Genomic DNA, 15,911 nt, shown 5'->3' with positions numbered 1-15,911 from the left:
AACAAATGTTAGTTGTTTGATAATTTTGATTATATGTTAATACAATATAAAAATCTATAAGAATTTTCAAAAAAGTACTTTTTACTCATTTGAAGTTAACAAAGTTCCTATTAATAATTATTTCCACTTTCTTTTTGTCGTCGATAATCCTTTTTTTAATACTTATTGTTCATCCAAATAAAATTTATGAACTTCCAAAATTCAACCAATAAGAAAAAGCCTGCAGCAAATTTTCATTGCTGCAGACTTTTATAGTTTTAAACCGTTTCTGCTTTTGAATCGCCGAAGCAGAATATGGCTTTCTACGCGGGTAATGCCATCAAGAGCGTATAATTCTTCGTTTATGAATTTTTCCAAGCCCATAAAATCGTCTACTAAGACATGCATGTGCAAAGTGGAAGGTCCTGTCATTTGATAGCAGCTAGCTACATTCGGATTATCTGCAAGAGCTTGAGCTACTGCAACAAGAGAGGAAGGTTCACAATCCACTTCGAAAAATCCTGATACTTGTTTTCCGACTTTTTCGCTGTTGATCACTACTGTAAATTTCTCGATGATGCCCGCTTCCGTTAATTGATGAACACGTTCACGAACTGCCACACGGGACAGATTCAGCTCCTTGCCGATATCAACATACGAACAACGCCCATTCGCTGTCAGCAACTCCAAAATCTTTCTATCCGTTTCATCTATCTTCATAAATCCGCCTCCGAACTATAATAAAACATTTTAATGCACCATTTGCTTCCGTTTTGTAATACCACCATTATATTTACTTTCTTTTCGAAATTAAATAGTACTTTTTACTTTCTTTTAAAAAATTTACTGCACATGATTCCGGGTGCTACTTCAAAACGCTTTTGTTCGGTAAAGCCCATTGATTCATATAAATTCACTGCCGGCTGATTAGCCGTGCCGGTGCTGACCACAAAATCATGATTGCCATATTGCTCTATCAAATGCACGAGCAATCTCTTCCCGAGGCCTTGGCGAAAGGCTGCTGGGTCAACTACGAGCCGGTGGATATCAATGGTCTTTCCTATTTCTTTAAAAGAAATGAATCCTTTCAGCCGTTCTTCCACAATGCCCATGAAAACCTCATCGCTCTTCTGGATTTCTTCAACCGGTTCCTCGATTTGAGGAATTCCATCGAATCCAATTAATTTTGCTTCCACTTCATATGCCGGCTTTTGAATCCTCTGAATTGCTTCAGCCGTTTCTTTTTGCCAATGGTCCAGCTTGATAATCATGTGAATCCGCCCCTACTCATGTTAGCTACTCCTTTTATTTAAGTGGTTCTTTTATTATAAATGAAAACTTATGGAAGTTTATACTAAAACTTTCCATCCCAGTAATCCTGGAATGCCTGATCCAATTCCTCTTTTGTATTCATCACAAAAGGTCCCCGGTGGGCAATCGGTTCACCAAGCGGCTCTCCGCTCAGGACAAGCAATACCGTTTCCTGTTTTAAAGCTTTTACGGTAAAATCCTCGCCGCTGTTTTCGAAAAGAATGAAATTCCCTGAGCTTACCGCGGTTTCTCCGTTGACGCTCACTTCGCCTTTTACGACAAACGCCCCGGTGTTGAAATGAGCCGGAAACCCGAATTCCGCTTGCCCGTCTTTTTGCAAGCGGACATCGAAAAGATGGAGCGGCGAAAATGACACAGCTGGACCTGCAGTCCCTGCATACTCACCCGCTATAACGCGGACGTCTCCACCGTGAACCGGAACTGTACGGATTTTGTCCTGAGTCAGGGACTGATACTTCGCCGGCGACATTTTCTGTGACTGCGGAAGCAGCACCCATAATTGAATCATTTCGGAAACGCCGCCTTCCGGAAGCTCAGGGAATTCGGTGTGCTGAATTCCGGCGCCAGCCGTCATCCATTGCGCTTCACCTTGCTGTATTGTCCCGCCATTCCCTTGGGTGTCGTAATGGGTAATGGCACCTTCGTACACAATCGTGACCGTTTCCAATCCCCGATGCGGATGCAGTCCATCGACTCTTCCTGCTCCTGAAATCGCCGGGAATGTTTGCGGAGATTCATGGTCAAGCATAAAGAACGGGCTCATCCGCTGGTAATCCGAAAACATCGGCAAATAGTTCTTCACTTCCATATCAATCACCGTAAACGGTTCCGAACCGGCGAGAACCGCTTCGATCTGCTTCACTTTCACCATGTTTCTTCCAACTCCTTTTCATCTCTTAAACTCAACGTATGCCATTGAATTTATAAAGTCAATTCTTTAATACCTTGCTATGAACAGTAGTGGATGATATAGTACTTATTAAGCAGTACTGTTTTATGAGTAGTAGTGAAGAAAGAGGTGAGTTTCTGATGAATGTCCAGTTTAAAAAAGGAGTTCTTAATCTTTGTGTTCTTGTTCTTCTAGAAAAACAGGACCGCTATGGCTACGAATTGGTACAAAAAATCTCTGACCGCATCGCCATATCCGAAGGCTCGGTTTATCCGTTGTTGCGGCGGCTGACAAAGGAAGGCTATTTCAGCACCTACTTGCAGGAATCCAGCGAAGGTCCTCCCCGCAAATATTACACGTTGACTGAAAGCGGAAGAGAGTATTTGCACGAGCAATTGGCTGAGTGGAAAAGTTTCACAAATGGGGTTAACCAACTAATCGAAGAGGGTGTGCACAATGACTGAAAAACAGTTTATCCAAGAACTTGAACAGGCGTTAACTCGTCTTCCTGAAGAAGAACGCAAGGACATCCTTCAGGATATCCAGGAATATTTCTCTAACGGGCGAGACGACGGCAAGAGCGAACAGGACATTGCAGCTGAACTCGGATCCCCTTCTAAAATTGCGGATGAATTGATCGGATCGTTTGATTTCAGCCAAGCCCAAATGCCGGCAAAGCCAGTAAATTTAGCAAAGAGCGAATTTGACCACGACGGATTTGACCATGTCGATATTCAACTGGACAACGGGTCTTTGGAAATCGGGCCTTCAACTGATGGCGAAGTGCATGTCGACATCGAAAACAAAAGTTATAACCAGCTGTTCCTTACAGAAATTATTGACCGCAAACTGGTCATTACGCTGAAAGACGAAGTAAAGAAATGGGGGATTTTCAGTTTCACGATCAGCACCAAATCCCCTGTCGTCACTGTGCAATTGCCGCCAAAAATGTATGAGTCCATCAAAATCCTGTCGGACAACGGGCAGATTAAGGCTGAACAATTGAAAAGCACCATTTTTGATGCCAAGTCAGACAACGGTAGCATCAAATTAGAAAGCATCGCAGCCTCAACTCTCATCGTTAAATCGGACAACGGTTCCGTTAAGTTAAGAGAAATTCAAGCCGATGCCCTTTCAACAAAAAGCGACAACGGCAAAATTGTCTTAAAAGGTGCAGAGGCGAAAACCATGAAACTAAAATCGGATAACGGCAGTATTGTCATGGAAAATGCCGCTGGAGATATAGAGGCGGAATCGGACAATGGAAAAATCCATTTGCAGACACCCGATCTTGAACGGAACATCGACTTGAAATCCGACAACGGCAGCATCACACTCGAAACTTTGAAAGACCCGGTCAACGTTTCCATTCGTGCCCATAAAGATAACGGAAAAGCTTCCATTTTCGGTTCTAAAAGCAACACCGCCGTATTCGGCGACGGGCTCCATTCCGTAGTCCTGCAATCGGACAATGGCAGTTTAACGGTAAAACGGCTATAAAAAAAACTGCTGGCTTCAGCGGTTTTTTTCAGGCTGTCGAGAAACCCTGACAGTCTGAACCATTCCGCTTCAGGCGGACGCTTTTCGCGGGCTCGCGCCGAGCCGCTTCGTCGCTTTGCGACTCCAGGGTCTCGACTGCTTCGCTGTCCCGCAGAAGTCGTCGCCTTCCGCTTCATTCTATTTTCCCGCTTCTTTACAAGATGTCACGTGTAAAGAAGCGGGAAAATCAAGCAATCTGTAGTTTCCTACCCTCTCTTGATATGAAGCAAAACAGCGGAGACTCCCGCGGGACAGCGCAGTGCCGAAATCCACTCGGCTGCTAGGCCGAGTTAGTTCGGCGCAAGCCCGCAGGAAAGACATTGGGCGAAGCCTGCGAGCCCAAGTCTTTGCGACGAAGCTAGCGCAGCGATGCAGGAGCATATGTTTTTAGCGCAGCTGTTTTGCGGAATATCGTAGATATTCTAAAGAAATTTTTTTCTATAGCTTTCTCAACAAGCTGAAAAAACCGCTGGCTTCAGCGGTTTTTCTTATGACTACTAAAGTGAGATGAATTTCATGATTTCTTCTATACGTTCTTCCGCATCCCGGTAGCCTTGGTCATACAGCTCCGTCAACTTTTCAATATCCCGCTCCATGCCGTTGATCTTATAGACTTTGGAAGGCTGGATCACGAGGGCTTTCCCGTCCGCTTCCAGTTCTTCGATGAATTCCATTGTTTCGTTATAGCGCAAATACCAGCTTTCCATACTTTTGACAATGCCGGGGAATTGACGGTAAAGCGCCGGCATCAGCCGGGCAAAGGAATTTTTCTTTTTTCGGTATCCTTTTTCTTTTGTCAGCACAATGATGGGTTTTGTGACTCCGTCTGCCATGGCCTTTCGGATCGGAATCGGGTCAGCTACGCCTCCATCCATCAGCAAGCGGCCTTCGAATTCTACCGGCTTCGCCATAAAAGGCAAAGAACTGGATGCCCGCACAATCGCCAGCACATCCTTGGCATGGTCCCTTTTTTCAAAATAGACAGCCTCTCCGGTCACGCAATCTGTAGTTCCAATGACAAACTCTTCCGTTGCGTCGTGAAAACTGTCGTAGTCAAAAGGCACGAGCCGATTCGGGATTTCATCGAAAATCAAATTCATCCCAAACAGTTCTCTTCTCAGCAGCAGGTTCTTGACGGATATATAATCCGGATGGTGCACAGAACCGATGGTCACTTTGTGGTTGCGGCCTGTCTGGCGCGAGACATAAGAAGACGCATTGCAGGCCCCGGCCGAGACTCCGATAATATAATCTACAAAAATCTCTTCTTCCAGAAACTTTTCCAGGACGCCTCCGGTATAAACACCGCGCATCCCTCCACCTTCTAATATTAGCCCGCTTTTCATCGCCACTCCCCCCGTCACTACAAGCTGGACGGATCAATTCCACCAGCTCTTGGTCACCCTACTTTTTTAATGAGTTCAGGACCATTATTTTTTGGCGAGTTGACAGCATCGGACACTTCATACGCTTCAAGCTCATTAGAATCAAAAGGCTGAAGCAGTCTGCCCAGTTCTTCTGCATCCTGCACGTTCGGATCGAGCCAGATTTTCTCCGCTTCTTTCGTTAAAATTACGGGCATACGGTCATGGATGGTGTCCATCAATTCATTCGCTTTCGTCGTTAAAATCGAGCAAGTGTTAACGGTCTTGCCTTCCGGCGACTTCCATGACTCCCATAAAGCTGCAAAGGCGAACGGTTCACCTGATTTCAATTTGATGCGCATCGGCGTTTTTCCGTCATCCGTCCGCTTCCATTCATAAAAGGAATCAGCTACCACCAGGCAGCGCTTTTTCTTGAAGGCATTTCGGAAGCTCGGCTTTTCCGCCGCGGTTTCCGACCTCGCATTGATCATTTTATAACCGATTTTTTCATCCTTGGCCCAAGGCGGCACCAGTCCCCATTTCAAAAATCCCAAACGGTTTTTCTTGCCGTCATTCACGACCGCGACTACTTGCTGAGAAGGTGCGACATTGAAGCTTTGCGCGTATTCTTCTTCCTCAAAGCTTACTTCATCAATATCAAAACGCTCCAGTATCGCCCGGTAATCTGCATACAATGAGTACCTTCCACACATGAAAACCACCCTTTCTGCACATGGTTTCTTATCCATTTAAATATATCAGAATTTTCCTCTATATAGCATTTAATTACTCAAAGCATAATCTACTGCCACTTTAACGTGGATTCTCGTTGTATCAAACAACGGAATATCTGTATGCCCTTCCTGAACCAATAATCCAATTTCGGTACACCCAAGAATAATCCCTTCTGCTCCTTCGGCCACCATGCTTTGAATGACATCCAGAAAAAAAGTCCGTGATGTTTCACTCACAGTGCCCATACACAATTCTTCGAAAATAATCCGGTTGATTTCCGTCCTTTCCTGTTCACCCGGAATTAGCACTTCCAAACCGCCCGCAGCCAATCGGGATTTGTAAAAGTCCATTTCCATCGTGTAGCGGGTACCGAGCAATCCTATTTTTTGAATCTGCTTTTCCTTGATTGCAGCGGCAGTAGCATCTCCAATATGCACTAGCGGGATGGAGATATTTTCTTCCACATCCTGTATCACTTTATGCATCGTATTGGTGCAAAGAATGATAAAATCCGCTCCTGCCATTTCAAGGCTTTTGGCCGCTTGCCCCAGCAGTTTTCCAGCCTGGTGCCAGTCGCCACTGGCCTGCAGCTGTTCAATTTCTTCAAAATCCACGCTGAAGAGAATGGATTTTGAAGAATGCAGCCTGCCCAAACGATTTTTCACTTCTTCATTGACCAGCCGGTAGTATTCAGCAGAAGATTCCCAGCTCATGCCGCCAATCATCCCAATCGTTTTCACAACTTTTTCCTCCTTACGGTTCGCAGCTGTATTTCGTATGCACTTCCTGTACTGTTTCTATTCGATAATTTTTATGTATATCCTTGTTCTGAATTGCTTTCATTGCTTCAATTACCTTGTCTTTTCTTTCATCCATTTATATGGTTATTTTCAAAAATCTTACATCCTTGTACATGTATAAAGACCGAGAACGTTCCAACGCCCCTTTATTGGCGGAAGAGTGCTATAATAGAAGTATAATATGTTTCATTAGGAGGAATTACATGGCTACTGCGCGAGAAATGAGTCTGGTTAACAAGGATTTTCTGGTCGAAGAATTAGGGCTGAAACAACAAGGCAATTCTGCAGTTTTTACGAATGAAGATTGTTTTGTGCTGTCCCCATCGGTACAGCGGTACGAAAAAGGATTCGATATCAGCGAATTCACTTTGGCGAAGTTTGATCCTGAGCGTCAGCAAGGCTTTTTGATCGTAAGGTATATGGATACCTTTTTAATGGCTAAACTGGAAAGTTTCACAAAAAAGATGATGCCCCCTGAACTGCAGATCCAAAAGAAAAACATGAAGCCGCATTGGAAGTTTACGGTTGCCGAGAATCCGGCATACCACCTCGTAAATACGCAAAACAAAGAATTGCGCTACCGGCTTCAAGAACCTTCAAAAAAACAAATCATCTCTTTCTTCAAAAAAATATAACCGACTCCCGCAATGATTGCTATTGCGGGGTTTTTTTTGTTCGGAAATTAACCTCCTCAGAATTTCTGCCTTTCCTTTTTAGTGGTAATATAAGGGTATCTATGAAAAGGAGGTGGCCTAATGCATACAGAAAAGTACACGACGGAACATCGCGAGTTCTGGAAAATCATGTTCAGTTTGCTGTTGGCTTCTCTTTTCATTTTTGCCAATTTGTACGTAGTCCAGCCGCTGTTGCCATTGTTTGTGGATGAATTCCAGGTATCGGTCTCTGCCTCCAGCCTCGCTATGTCGCTGACCATCATCGGGCTCATCATTGGGCTGATTGTACTTGGATTTTTCTCGGACCGCAATGGCAGAAGAGTTTATATCATCTATTCTTTGCTGGGTTCGGCACTCCCCTTTTTCCTTCTTCCCATGGTCGAATCCTACACCTGGTTTCTAATTCTTCGTTTTATCCAAGGTTTCGCGCTTGCAGGTGTTCCTGCTGCGGCACTTGCCTATATAAGCGAAGAAATTGCCCCTAAGAATATTGGTTATGCCACGGCCTTATATATCTCAAGCAATGCCCTTGGCGGCATGATCGGCCGGGTGCTTTCCGGCTCTTTGACTGATCTGTTTTCCTGGCAAACCACATTTGTCATTTTTGGCGTTACCGGACTTGTCTTGTTTGCTGCTGTGCTTTTTCTGTTGCCAAAGTCTCGCTATTTCGAGGCCGGCGATCTGACGTTTGCCAAAGACATTGAAGGCTTTTGGTTCCATTTAAAAAACCCTTCCCTGCTGGTGGTTTTTGGGTTAGGCGCCGTTCTTCAAATTTCGTTCACCGGCATGTGGACTTATTTGCCGTTCCATATGGAAAACCCGCCTTTCTCCATGTCCCTCCAGGCGATTTCCTATCTCTTCTTTGCTTATGGAATCGGGGTTGTCGGCTCTCCGTTGGCTGGACGGGCGGCTGAGAACTTCGGCTTGCGGAAAGTGCGCAGAGCCGGCGTCGCCATTTTGTCGCTGGGCATTTTGTTGACCTTGAGCCCTGTCACTTGGCTAGTCGTTGTTGGCTTGTGTGTCACTTGCCTTGGCTTTTTCACCGCCCACTCACTGACTGCCGCTTCAGTCGGACAGCAAGCTTCCCATCATAAAGGAAGTGCTTCAAGTCTTTACCTGGTTTCTTATTATATCGGCGTAGCTGCCGGAAGTTCGCTGCTGAGCCCGTTATGGACGAATGGCGGCTGGACCGGCTTGGTTCTTTTTACCGCTTTGTTGCCGCTGCTTTACTTAGCCGCTGTCAGTCTCTATAGAAACGCAGAAAAAAGGAAAGGCACCTGAATGAACAGGTGCCTTTCCTCAGCTTGTTGAGAAAGATATAGAAAAAATTACCCTTAGAATATCTCCGATATTCCGCAAACCAGCTGCGCTTGCCGCGGGCGTCTCCGCTGGTTTGCTCCATATCGACAGTGAACTGTGAATAAAAAGCATATATACTTATCCACTCTTTCAAATAAAACAATCTTTATTGAAAGAGTGAGCCGAATGAAGCGGAAAGTGGCGACTCCAGCGGGAACAGCACGAGCTGAAGACCCTGGACTGAGCAGCGCGAAGGAAGCGGCTGAAGCCGTGCCCGCGGAAAGCGTCCACTTGGAGCGAAATGGCTTAAAAGAATGGAATGTTTCTCGACAGCCTGAGGAAAGGCACCTGAATGAACAGGTGCCTTTCCTTTTTTAATTTCCTTCTTTTTCTTCAACCGTGTTTTGTTCGTCGCCAATTCCAAGGTTGCTGTGGGCGCCTCTTTTTTCCATCTCGGCTCCGTCTTCAGCGGATTCCTGATCAATGCTTTCGAATTCTTCCCGCTGGCGGCGGCTTTCTGCAGGGGTGTCCGGCTGTCTCTCAGTTGAAAAATCGTCTTTTCCCACAAAATCTCCCTCCCTTTACTGTGTTTAAGGAAGATATTCCCCGAATCCCTTTAACAAAACCACTCTTTAAAAGTAAACAGCAAAAGCTTCATAGCCAAAATAAACGGAAAGCAGTGAGAGTGCGGCGAATACAAAGTATTCCACGGTTCCTCCCGTGGTTGTCGTTATTGGAAAACGTACGTTGAGTTTAAACGGAAACAATAATTTAATCCCTCTTTTTGTCGCCATATCCAAAAGAAAATGGCTGGCCATCCCCACCAATATGCCAGCAACCGCTGCTTCATGGAGCGGTGTTGCATTCAATAATGCTCCAATGAGCAATAAGAACAGCAAGCTGTGCGTGAACGTCCGGTGGCCAAACAAGGTATTGATGATTTTCGATAGAAGCGGAAGCGCCCGCCCGATTTTGCTGCCGCCGTGGCAAATGTCCGGAAGGATGGCGCCGACTACTCCCGCACTTAACAAAATAACGGGATCGTAATTGGTAATTTGGGCAAAAGCAAGACTTGCTGCAATTCCGCCTGTGATGTGTGTTTTCCCTGTCATGCGAATTGTGCTCCTTTTTTAATGATCTCTTTTTTATTATACGCAAAATGGGGTATGGTGTTGGTAGAGAAATTATACTAAAGGAGTCGAGGGAATGGGAATTCATAAATTTTTTACTTCACTGAACGATTTGGAGCGGATTATCCGTGCTCCTGGAAGATTTAAATTTGAAGAACACAATGTGGCGGCCCACTCTTGGAAAGTCAGCCAATACGCATTGTTTTTTGCAACGATTGAAGAACGGGCCGGGGAAACCATCGATTGGAAGTCGTTATATGAAAAGACCATCAACCATGACTTTGCGGAAGTTTTTATCGGAGACATCAAAACACCGGTCAAGCACTCCTCGCCTGAACTGAAAGAAATGATTGCCAAAGTCGAAGAAGGCATGATGGAAAAATTCATCATCCGGGAAATTCCTGAAGAGTTTCAGGAAGTCTTTTTTGACCGGATGAAAGAAGGCAAAGATGCCACTATCGAAGGACGGCTGCTGGAGATGGCAGACAAACTGGATCAGTTCTATGAATCTTTCGCTGAATTGAAGCGCGGCAACGCCGACAAGGAATTTGTCGCCATGTACCGGATTGCACTGAAAAAACTGCTTGCCCTTCCGTTGAAAGCAAGCGTCACTTATTTCAGAGAAGTGATGCTCGATGACGTCATCAATGAAGATACCATCATTGATATCAAGGAAATTACGCGCGCTGTACTTGAAGACTGACAAGAGTTGCCTGTAGGTTTTCCCTTTAATTTATGGTAAATTTAAAGGTATATAAAATAACCCGGAGGTGAATCCCTTATTTAAGGGAATTTATTGGACCCCATACTTTTAGTGAATTTAGCTTTACTTGTCTTATTAATCGCGTTAACCGCCTTTTTCGTCGGCGCAGAATTTGCCGTTGTCAAAGTCCGCATTTCGCGCATCGAGCAGTTGATTGAAGAAGGAAATAAAAAAGCCGTTCTTGTAAAGAAAGTAGTCAGCGATCTCGATTATTATTTGTCGGCTTGCCAGCTTGGCATCACGGTAACCGCTCTTGGCCTTGGTTGGCTCGGAGAACCGACAGTCGAACGCCTCCTGCATCCTTTGTTTGAACTTCTCGGCGTTCCGGACTCTGTGTCGTTAATCATTTCGTTTGTGCTGGCATTCTCGCTTGTGACTTTTTTGCACGTAGTAGTCGGAGAAATGGCGCCAAAATCGCTCGCATTACAGTTCGCCGAGCGCATGACACTGCTTTTGGCTCCACCACTGTACTGGTTCGGCAAACTGATGGCTCCGTTCATCTTCCTGCTGAATGGATCGGCACGTGTATTTCTTCGGATTTTCGGCGTACAGCCAGTCAAAGATGAGCAAGCCCACTCGGAAGAAGAACTGAAAATCATTATGGCTCAAAGTTTTCAAAGCGGCGAAATCAATCAGACCGAATTGTCCTATATGCAAAATATTTTTGCTTTCGATGAGCGAAGCGCCAAAGATGTGATGGTGCCCCGTACGCAAATTATCGCATTCCCGCAGGATTTGAGCAGCGAGGAATTGCTGACCGAGCTCCGCGAACATCGTTATACGCGCTATCCGATAGCAAATGACGGCGACAAGGACGATTTGATCGGGTTTATCAATGCCAAAGAAATTTTGACCCATTATGCAGTGAACGGCGAGGTCAATATGGCTGACTTTATCCATGAACTTCCCTATTTCCATGAAACGACGCCGCTTCAGACGGCTCTCATGAAAATGCAGAAAGACCGGACACACATCGCCTTAGTTATCGATGAGTATGGCGGCACATCCGGTATTATTACGATGGAAGACATCCTGGAAGAAATTGTTGGCGAAATTCGCGATGAATTTGACGATGAAGAAGAAGCTGAAATTATTAAAGAAAGCGAGAACCGCTATTTGATAGCGGGCCGTGTCCTGTTAAAGGATTTGGAAGAGCGCTTTAATATGGAGTTTGAAGACAGCAACGATATCGATACGATTGCCGGCTGGATCCAGCATCAGCTGATTGAGGCTGAAACCGGCGACATCGTAGAAAAAGAAGGATATCGCTGGTCGATTATCGATATGGAAAACCACCATATTCTAAAAGTGGCTGTTGATATTTTTAAAGACTGATGAAAAGACTTTCCTATGCGGAAAGTCTTTTTTCGTTATGCAATCGTTGTTCATTGATTAGCGATTGACCCTGCCCGATCCTTTCTATAGAATAGGAACAAATGTTCCTACAAGAGAAAAAGGAGGGCTATTCATGAAATTGAATAAACATATGTCGGTAAAGGGCCAGATCAAGGACCGCGGGCGCATCAAATGGACCGCGATGATGCTGACAGAGCATGTGGACATGCTGAAAGAATGGCAGGAGGAAGACCGTTACAACAGCCGCCCTGCATTGAACGAGTTTGATCTGGAAGCGATTTTCGAGGAAATCCAACTCGCTTACAAGCGGCAGTGCGACGTTGAAATCCGCATCTGGCGGGAAGGTCCCCAAACGTTCACCGGGTTGATTGCAGCTGTTGATATGCGCCTGAAAAAGCTTCATCTCGACACCGGACTTCATATGCAAAAGCTTTCATTTGAAGAAATTATAGGGGCAAAAACATTGGAATAAGCAGTCAAATGGAGCGGCATGTCAATTTGCATGTGCGCTTCTTTCCTTTTAAAGGATTAAAACCTGCCTTTACGGGGCATATAAAAGATAAGCAACATTAACTAAGGAGGTTGGGTTTATGAGCAAAGCGATGGGCGTCGCCAAAGATCTGGTCGGCGAAATCAAAAAAGACAGAGCCACGACATTGGCTGCTGCACAGGCTTATTATTATCTACTGGCCATTGTTCCATTATTGATCTTATTACTAGCAATTTTACCTTATTTACAGCTTGACCCGCAGCGTGTCATGGACTTTATCGCTACGATTCTTCCAGGAGAAGTAGCCAACACATTCCAAGATACGATTGTCAGTGTAGTTACAACCCCTTCAGGCGGTTTGTTGACATTCGGTATTTTAGGGACTTTATGGTCTGCATCCAATGCCATGACAGCTTTTATCGAAGCTACTAACCAGGCCTATGATGTAGAAGAAACGCGTTCTTTCATCAAGTTGAAAGGGATGGCAATCATCCTGACTCTCTTTATGTTGGTAGCGGTCATCATTGCACTTGTGCTTCCAATTTTCGGCGGAGCCATTATTGACATGATCAGTTCATTTTTAAACTTGCCATCGCAGACGGAAATCATTTTCCAAGTGCTTCGCTGGGTCATTTCGATTGCCGTGATGAGTCTCGTCTTGGCATTCCTTTATAAATTTGCACCGAACAAACATTTTCCATTCAAGGAAGTGATCATCGGGGCAGTTATTGCCACGGTTCTATGGCAAGTCGTATCACTTGGCTTCTCATTTTACGTGTCAAATTTCGGTAGTTATTCTGCCACTTACGGCAGCCTTGGCGGTTTGATCGTTCTGATGCTTTGGTTCTTCCTAACCGGCTTAATCCTGGTTGTCGGAGCCGAAATCAACGCCATCTTGCATAAACGAAAGCATACGAAAAACGCCCCTGCTCAAGTATACGAAGAATGAAAAAAACCAGCACGCTGACAAACGTCAGCGTGCTGGTTTTATTTTTTGGCCATAACCATCCACTCATCGATAACAAAAGACTGGACTTCTCCGTTTTGGACATCGATTTGGAAATACTCCTGTGCTGCTGCACCGGCTCCCAACAAATGCTTCTCCACCCGCTGGATCTGCTCTTCGCTTTCAGCCGTCCTTCTCACCCACGTCGGGTACTGGAAGGTCTTTTTGCGGTCCAGCGATTGGATTTCCTTTAAGTCATTCTCTTGTAGCAGTTGGCGCCATTCATTTTTTGATAAGCAGCGCGCATGGCTGGCGTCCCGCAGCTTTTCCGTTGTATTCATAAATAGCGCCAGTTCGTTTTCTTCGGGCGCAATATTATCAATTAAAATAAACTTGCCGCCGGGTTTCAGGACGCGTGCTGTTTCCCGGATAAACTTTTCCGGATGTGGAAAATGATGCGGTGCAATCCGGCAGACAGCCGCATCAAAGCTTTCCGGCAAAAAAGGCAGCCCCTCGGCATCTGCTATGACGTACAAGATATTGCCAAAGTCTTCTTTCAGATGCTTCGCTGTATTTTCCAGCATAGCCTCTGTCAAATCCGTTGAAACGACGGTGCCGGCATGCGGTGCAAGTGCTCTTGACACATGACCGCCTCCGGTTGCGATGTCCAGTACCGATGATTCCTTTTCAAGCTGCAGCCACTCAGCAAGGAGCGGAAGGTCATCGCCTTTTGCATGGATGTCGCTGGTGACATACTTATCCGCGTTTTTGCCAAATACCGACTTCACTTTTTCTTTCAAACTGTCTTCCATTATCAATCGCCCCTTGTCTTAGCCCTGGCCGGTGCTCCAGGAAATTCCGGTACGCAAAGCCTGCGACTTCGTCTTCCGAGTAATGCTTTTGCAGCTCATTGATCAGATTCTGAAATTTCGAGGCATTTTCCAAATCGTTAATGTGGGAAACGATGCCGTCAAAATCCGAACCGATGCCGATCTGTTTAACTCCGCCTAGCCCGCAGAAATGGTCGATGTGCTTGATCAAATCCGGAATCTCTACCCGAGATGTATCTTCTTTGATGAAATCAAGGCAAAATACCACATCAATCAGGCCATTCTTCGCAAACATCGCTTTCGCCTGTTCGTCGTCAAGGTTGCGTGGATGATTACGAAGTGCCCGTGCATTGGAATGGCTCGCAATCGGATAATCCGCCAGTTCCATGACCTCCCAGAAGCCTTTTACGGACAAATGTGAAACGTCCGTGAAAACCCGGTGCTCATTGTTCAGCTGCACCACTTCTTTGCCAAGCAGCGTCAATCCGCCTCCGCGCGGCTCCCCGGCGCCGTCCGCACACAGATTGGCGTTGTTCCATGTCAAACCGACGGATAAGACACCAAGACGGTATAATTGGCGCAGCTTCATCAAATCATTGCCGAAGGCATCTGCCCCTTCAAGTGTAAGGACCGCGCCGATTTCATCGTCTTTCAAACGGTCGATGTCTTCCCATTTTTTAATATGTTTCATGGCCGGGTTTTTCCCGAGCACTTCTGTATAGAACAAATCCACTTGTTCGAGTGCGTGCTGCCATTTTTCCTCTGATGGCACATCCGGATACAGGAAAATGGCGAAAAACTGCACTTTCACTCCACCTGCCTGAAGACGCCTGAAATTCGTATCCAGCACTTCCGAATCGGTGAAATCGAGCGGTTCCTGTTGAAAGAACCTGCCTCTTTTAGCTAATTGCAATTTTAATAAGGCGTCACAATGGGTATCGATGATATGCATTTATTCATCTCCTTCTTCTGTACACGCCTCGATGAACCCTTTAAAGATGTTTTTCGAAGCTTCATCCGTGGCAATGGCCATGTTTTCAGGATGCCATTGGAGGCCCAGGACAAAATGATGTTCTTTGCTTTCGATCGCTTCCACTACACCGTCGCTCGCAGTTCCACTGATCAAGAAAGGCTCCGGCACATTGCGGTTGGCCTGATGATGGCGGCTGTTGACTCTTAATTTTTCAGTGCCCGTCAAGCGGTGAAGCAGTGACCCTTCCGCTACATGGACAAAGTGGCTGCCATGCTCTACAGGGGACTGCTGCTGGTGCTGCAGCAAAGCGCCTTCTTTTTGCGCAGCAATATCCTGATACATGTCTCCGCCAACCGCTACATTTAAAATCTGCGCTCCGCGGCAGACACCCAAAATCGGTTTTCCGAGTTCCAGAACTTTCTGGATCAATGCCAGCTCAAACGCATCCCGTGATGGAATGATCGTTCCGAGATTCGGATGCGGCTCTTCCCCAAAAAGCGTCGGGTCGACATCATAGCCTCCGGCTGCAAACAGCCCGTCAATGCGCTCTGCTATCTGTTCGATGTCGCTGTCCTGCAGCAAATGCGGCAGCATGATCGGCAGCCCGCCAGCTTGCAGAATAGCTTCCGTATCAGCCTGCTGAATATGGTATTTTGCTTTTCCTAATTCTTTTGATGACGTCACACCGATGATTGGTTTCATATGTATTGCCTCCTAGAAGTATTTGTCCGAATATATTAAACATACAGAAAAAGTGCAAGAATTGCTAGATAAGCAGAAGGAATAATTCGTATGGCCTTCCATTTTTCTAT

20 protein-coding genes are annotated in these 15,911 nt (G+C 45.7%); 9 read left to right on the top strand and 11 right to left on the bottom strand.

Annotation, left to right across the window (positions count from 1 at the left end):
- Positions 1 to 249 precede the first annotated feature (249 nt).
- From HU147_RS02990 to HU147_RS02980, 3 genes are all read right to left on the bottom strand, one after another.
- The gene (locus HU147_RS02990; RefSeq protein ID WP_224074824.1) at positions 250 to 699 is read right to left on the bottom strand and encodes an Lrp/AsnC family transcriptional regulator; all 450 of its coding nucleotides are present in this window, start codon (positions 697 to 699) and stop codon (positions 250 to 252) included.
- Between the two features lie 104 nt (positions 700 to 803).
- Entirely contained in the window at positions 804 to 1,250 is a 447-nt protein-coding gene (locus HU147_RS02985; protein ID WP_224074823.1) for a GNAT family N-acetyltransferase, read from the bottom strand.
- Between the two features lie 83 nt (positions 1,251 to 1,333).
- Positions 1,334 to 2,182, bottom strand: coding sequence for a pirin family protein (locus HU147_RS02980; RefSeq protein WP_224074822.1), 849 nt, complete (start codon positions 2,180 to 2,182; stop codon positions 1,334 to 1,336).
- A 158-nt stretch (positions 2,183 to 2,340) separates the two neighbouring features.
- Between HU147_RS02980 and HU147_RS02975 the strand changes: the two genes are divergently transcribed.
- Positions 2,341 to 2,664 (top strand): PadR family transcriptional regulator, encoded by a 324-nt coding sequence (locus HU147_RS02975; protein ID WP_224074821.1) that lies wholly within the window; start codon positions 2,341 to 2,343, stop codon positions 2,662 to 2,664.
- Positions 2,657 to 3,700 carry a DUF4097 family beta strand repeat-containing protein gene (locus tag HU147_RS02970; RefSeq protein ID WP_224074820.1) on the top strand — a complete coding sequence of 348 codons (1,044 nt, stop codon included), beginning with the start codon at positions 2,657 to 2,659 and terminating at the stop codon, positions 3,698 to 3,700. The genes HU147_RS02975 and HU147_RS02970 overlap by 8 nt, the downstream gene beginning before the upstream one ends.
- A 536-nt stretch (positions 3,701 to 4,236) precedes the next feature.
- Here the strand turns inward: HU147_RS02970 and HU147_RS02965 are convergent.
- From HU147_RS02965 to HU147_RS02955, 3 genes are all read right to left on the bottom strand, one after another.
- Positions 4,237 to 5,085, bottom strand: a complete 849-nt coding sequence (locus HU147_RS02965) for a patatin-like phospholipase family protein (RefSeq protein WP_224074819.1) — start codon at positions 5,083 to 5,085, stop codon at positions 4,237 to 4,239.
- Positions 5,086 to 5,138: 53 nt separating this feature from the next.
- Positions 5,139 to 5,816 carry an SOS response-associated peptidase gene (locus tag HU147_RS02960; protein ID WP_224074874.1) on the bottom strand — a complete coding sequence of 226 codons (678 nt, stop codon included), beginning with the start codon at positions 5,814 to 5,816 and terminating at the stop codon, positions 5,139 to 5,141.
- Positions 5,817 to 5,885: 69 nt separating this feature from the next.
- The gene (locus HU147_RS02955) at positions 5,886 to 6,578 is read right to left on the bottom strand and encodes an aspartate/glutamate racemase family protein (RefSeq protein WP_224074818.1); all 693 of its coding nucleotides are present in this window, start codon (positions 6,576 to 6,578) and stop codon (positions 5,886 to 5,888) included.
- A 263-nt stretch (positions 6,579 to 6,841) separates the two neighbouring features.
- On the opposite strand from HU147_RS02955, the gene HU147_RS02950 reads away from it, so the two are divergent.
- The 3 genes from HU147_RS02950 (at position 6,842) to HU147_RS02940 (ending at position 8,989) form a co-directional block, all read left to right on the top strand.
- A complete protein-coding gene (locus tag HU147_RS02950; RefSeq protein ID WP_224074817.1) occupies positions 6,842 to 7,273 on the top strand; it encodes a hypothetical protein in 432 nt (143 codons plus the stop codon).
- Positions 7,274 to 7,393: 120 nt separating this feature from the next.
- Positions 7,394 to 8,593, top strand: coding sequence for an MFS transporter (locus tag HU147_RS02945; RefSeq protein ID WP_224074816.1), 1,200 nt, complete (start codon positions 7,394 to 7,396; stop codon positions 8,591 to 8,593).
- A 204-nt stretch (positions 8,594 to 8,797) separates the two neighbouring features.
- Positions 8,798 to 8,989: a hypothetical protein gene (locus HU147_RS02940; RefSeq protein WP_224074815.1), complete on the top strand. Its 192-nt coding sequence runs from the start codon at positions 8,798 to 8,800 to the stop codon at positions 8,987 to 8,989.
- Here HU147_RS02940 and HU147_RS02935 read toward each other — a convergent pair.
- On the bottom strand, positions 8,986 to 9,177 hold the full coding sequence (locus tag HU147_RS02935) for a hypothetical protein (RefSeq protein ID WP_224074814.1): 192 nt from the start codon (positions 9,175 to 9,177) through the stop codon (positions 8,986 to 8,988). The genes HU147_RS02940 and HU147_RS02935 overlap by 4 nt on opposite strands.
- 66 nt (positions 9,178 to 9,243) lie before the next feature.
- The gene (locus HU147_RS02930; RefSeq protein WP_224074813.1) at positions 9,244 to 9,723 is read right to left on the bottom strand and encodes a metal-dependent hydrolase; all 480 of its coding nucleotides are present in this window, start codon (positions 9,721 to 9,723) and stop codon (positions 9,244 to 9,246) included.
- Between the two features lie 94 nt (positions 9,724 to 9,817).
- Here HU147_RS02930 and HU147_RS02925 point away from each other — a divergent pair, with 94 nt between their 5' ends.
- The 4 genes from HU147_RS02925 (at position 9,818) to HU147_RS02910 (ending at position 13,299) form a co-directional block, all read left to right on the top strand.
- Complete coding sequence (locus HU147_RS02925; protein WP_224074812.1) at positions 9,818 to 10,444, top strand: YfbR-like 5'-deoxynucleotidase; 627 nt, start codon at positions 9,818 to 9,820, stop codon at positions 10,442 to 10,444.
- 111 nt (positions 10,445 to 10,555) lie between these two features.
- Positions 10,556 to 11,839, top strand: a complete 1,284-nt coding sequence (locus tag HU147_RS02920) for a hemolysin family protein (RefSeq protein WP_224074811.1) — start codon at positions 10,556 to 10,558, stop codon at positions 11,837 to 11,839.
- Between the two features lie 133 nt (positions 11,840 to 11,972).
- Entirely contained in the window at positions 11,973 to 12,332 is a 360-nt protein-coding gene (locus HU147_RS02915) for a YolD-like family protein (RefSeq protein ID WP_224074810.1), read from the top strand.
- Between the two features lie 118 nt (positions 12,333 to 12,450).
- A complete protein-coding gene (locus HU147_RS02910; protein WP_224074809.1) occupies positions 12,451 to 13,299 on the top strand; it encodes a YihY/virulence factor BrkB family protein in 849 nt (282 codons plus the stop codon).
- A 38-nt stretch (positions 13,300 to 13,337) separates the two neighbouring features.
- On the opposite strand, the gene HU147_RS02905 is transcribed toward HU147_RS02910, so the two are convergent.
- Genes HU147_RS02905 through HU147_RS02895 form a run of 3 tightly spaced genes read right to left on the bottom strand, consistent with a single transcriptional unit; the run spans position 13,338 to position 15,801 of the window.
- On the bottom strand, positions 13,338 to 14,108 hold the full coding sequence (locus HU147_RS02905; protein ID WP_224074808.1) for a class I SAM-dependent methyltransferase: 771 nt from the start codon (positions 14,106 to 14,108) through the stop codon (positions 13,338 to 13,340).
- Entirely contained in the window at positions 14,053 to 15,078 is a 1,026-nt protein-coding gene (locus HU147_RS02900; RefSeq protein ID WP_224074807.1) for a dipeptidase, read from the bottom strand. Before HU147_RS02900 ends, HU147_RS02905 begins: the two co-directional genes overlap by 56 nt.
- Entirely contained in the window at positions 15,079 to 15,801 is a 723-nt protein-coding gene (locus HU147_RS02895; RefSeq protein WP_224074806.1) for a gamma-glutamyl-gamma-aminobutyrate hydrolase family protein, read from the bottom strand.
- Positions 15,802 to 15,911 lie beyond the last annotated feature (110 nt).

This window comes from Planococcus chinensis, from assembly GCF_020071995.1.
In the GTDB taxonomy this organism is placed as follows: Bacteria; Bacillota; Bacilli; order Bacillales_A; family Planococcaceae; genus Planococcus; species Planococcus chinensis_A.
Note: the sequence above shows the minus strand (reverse complement) of the source record. Positions and strands in the feature narration are given on the sequence as shown.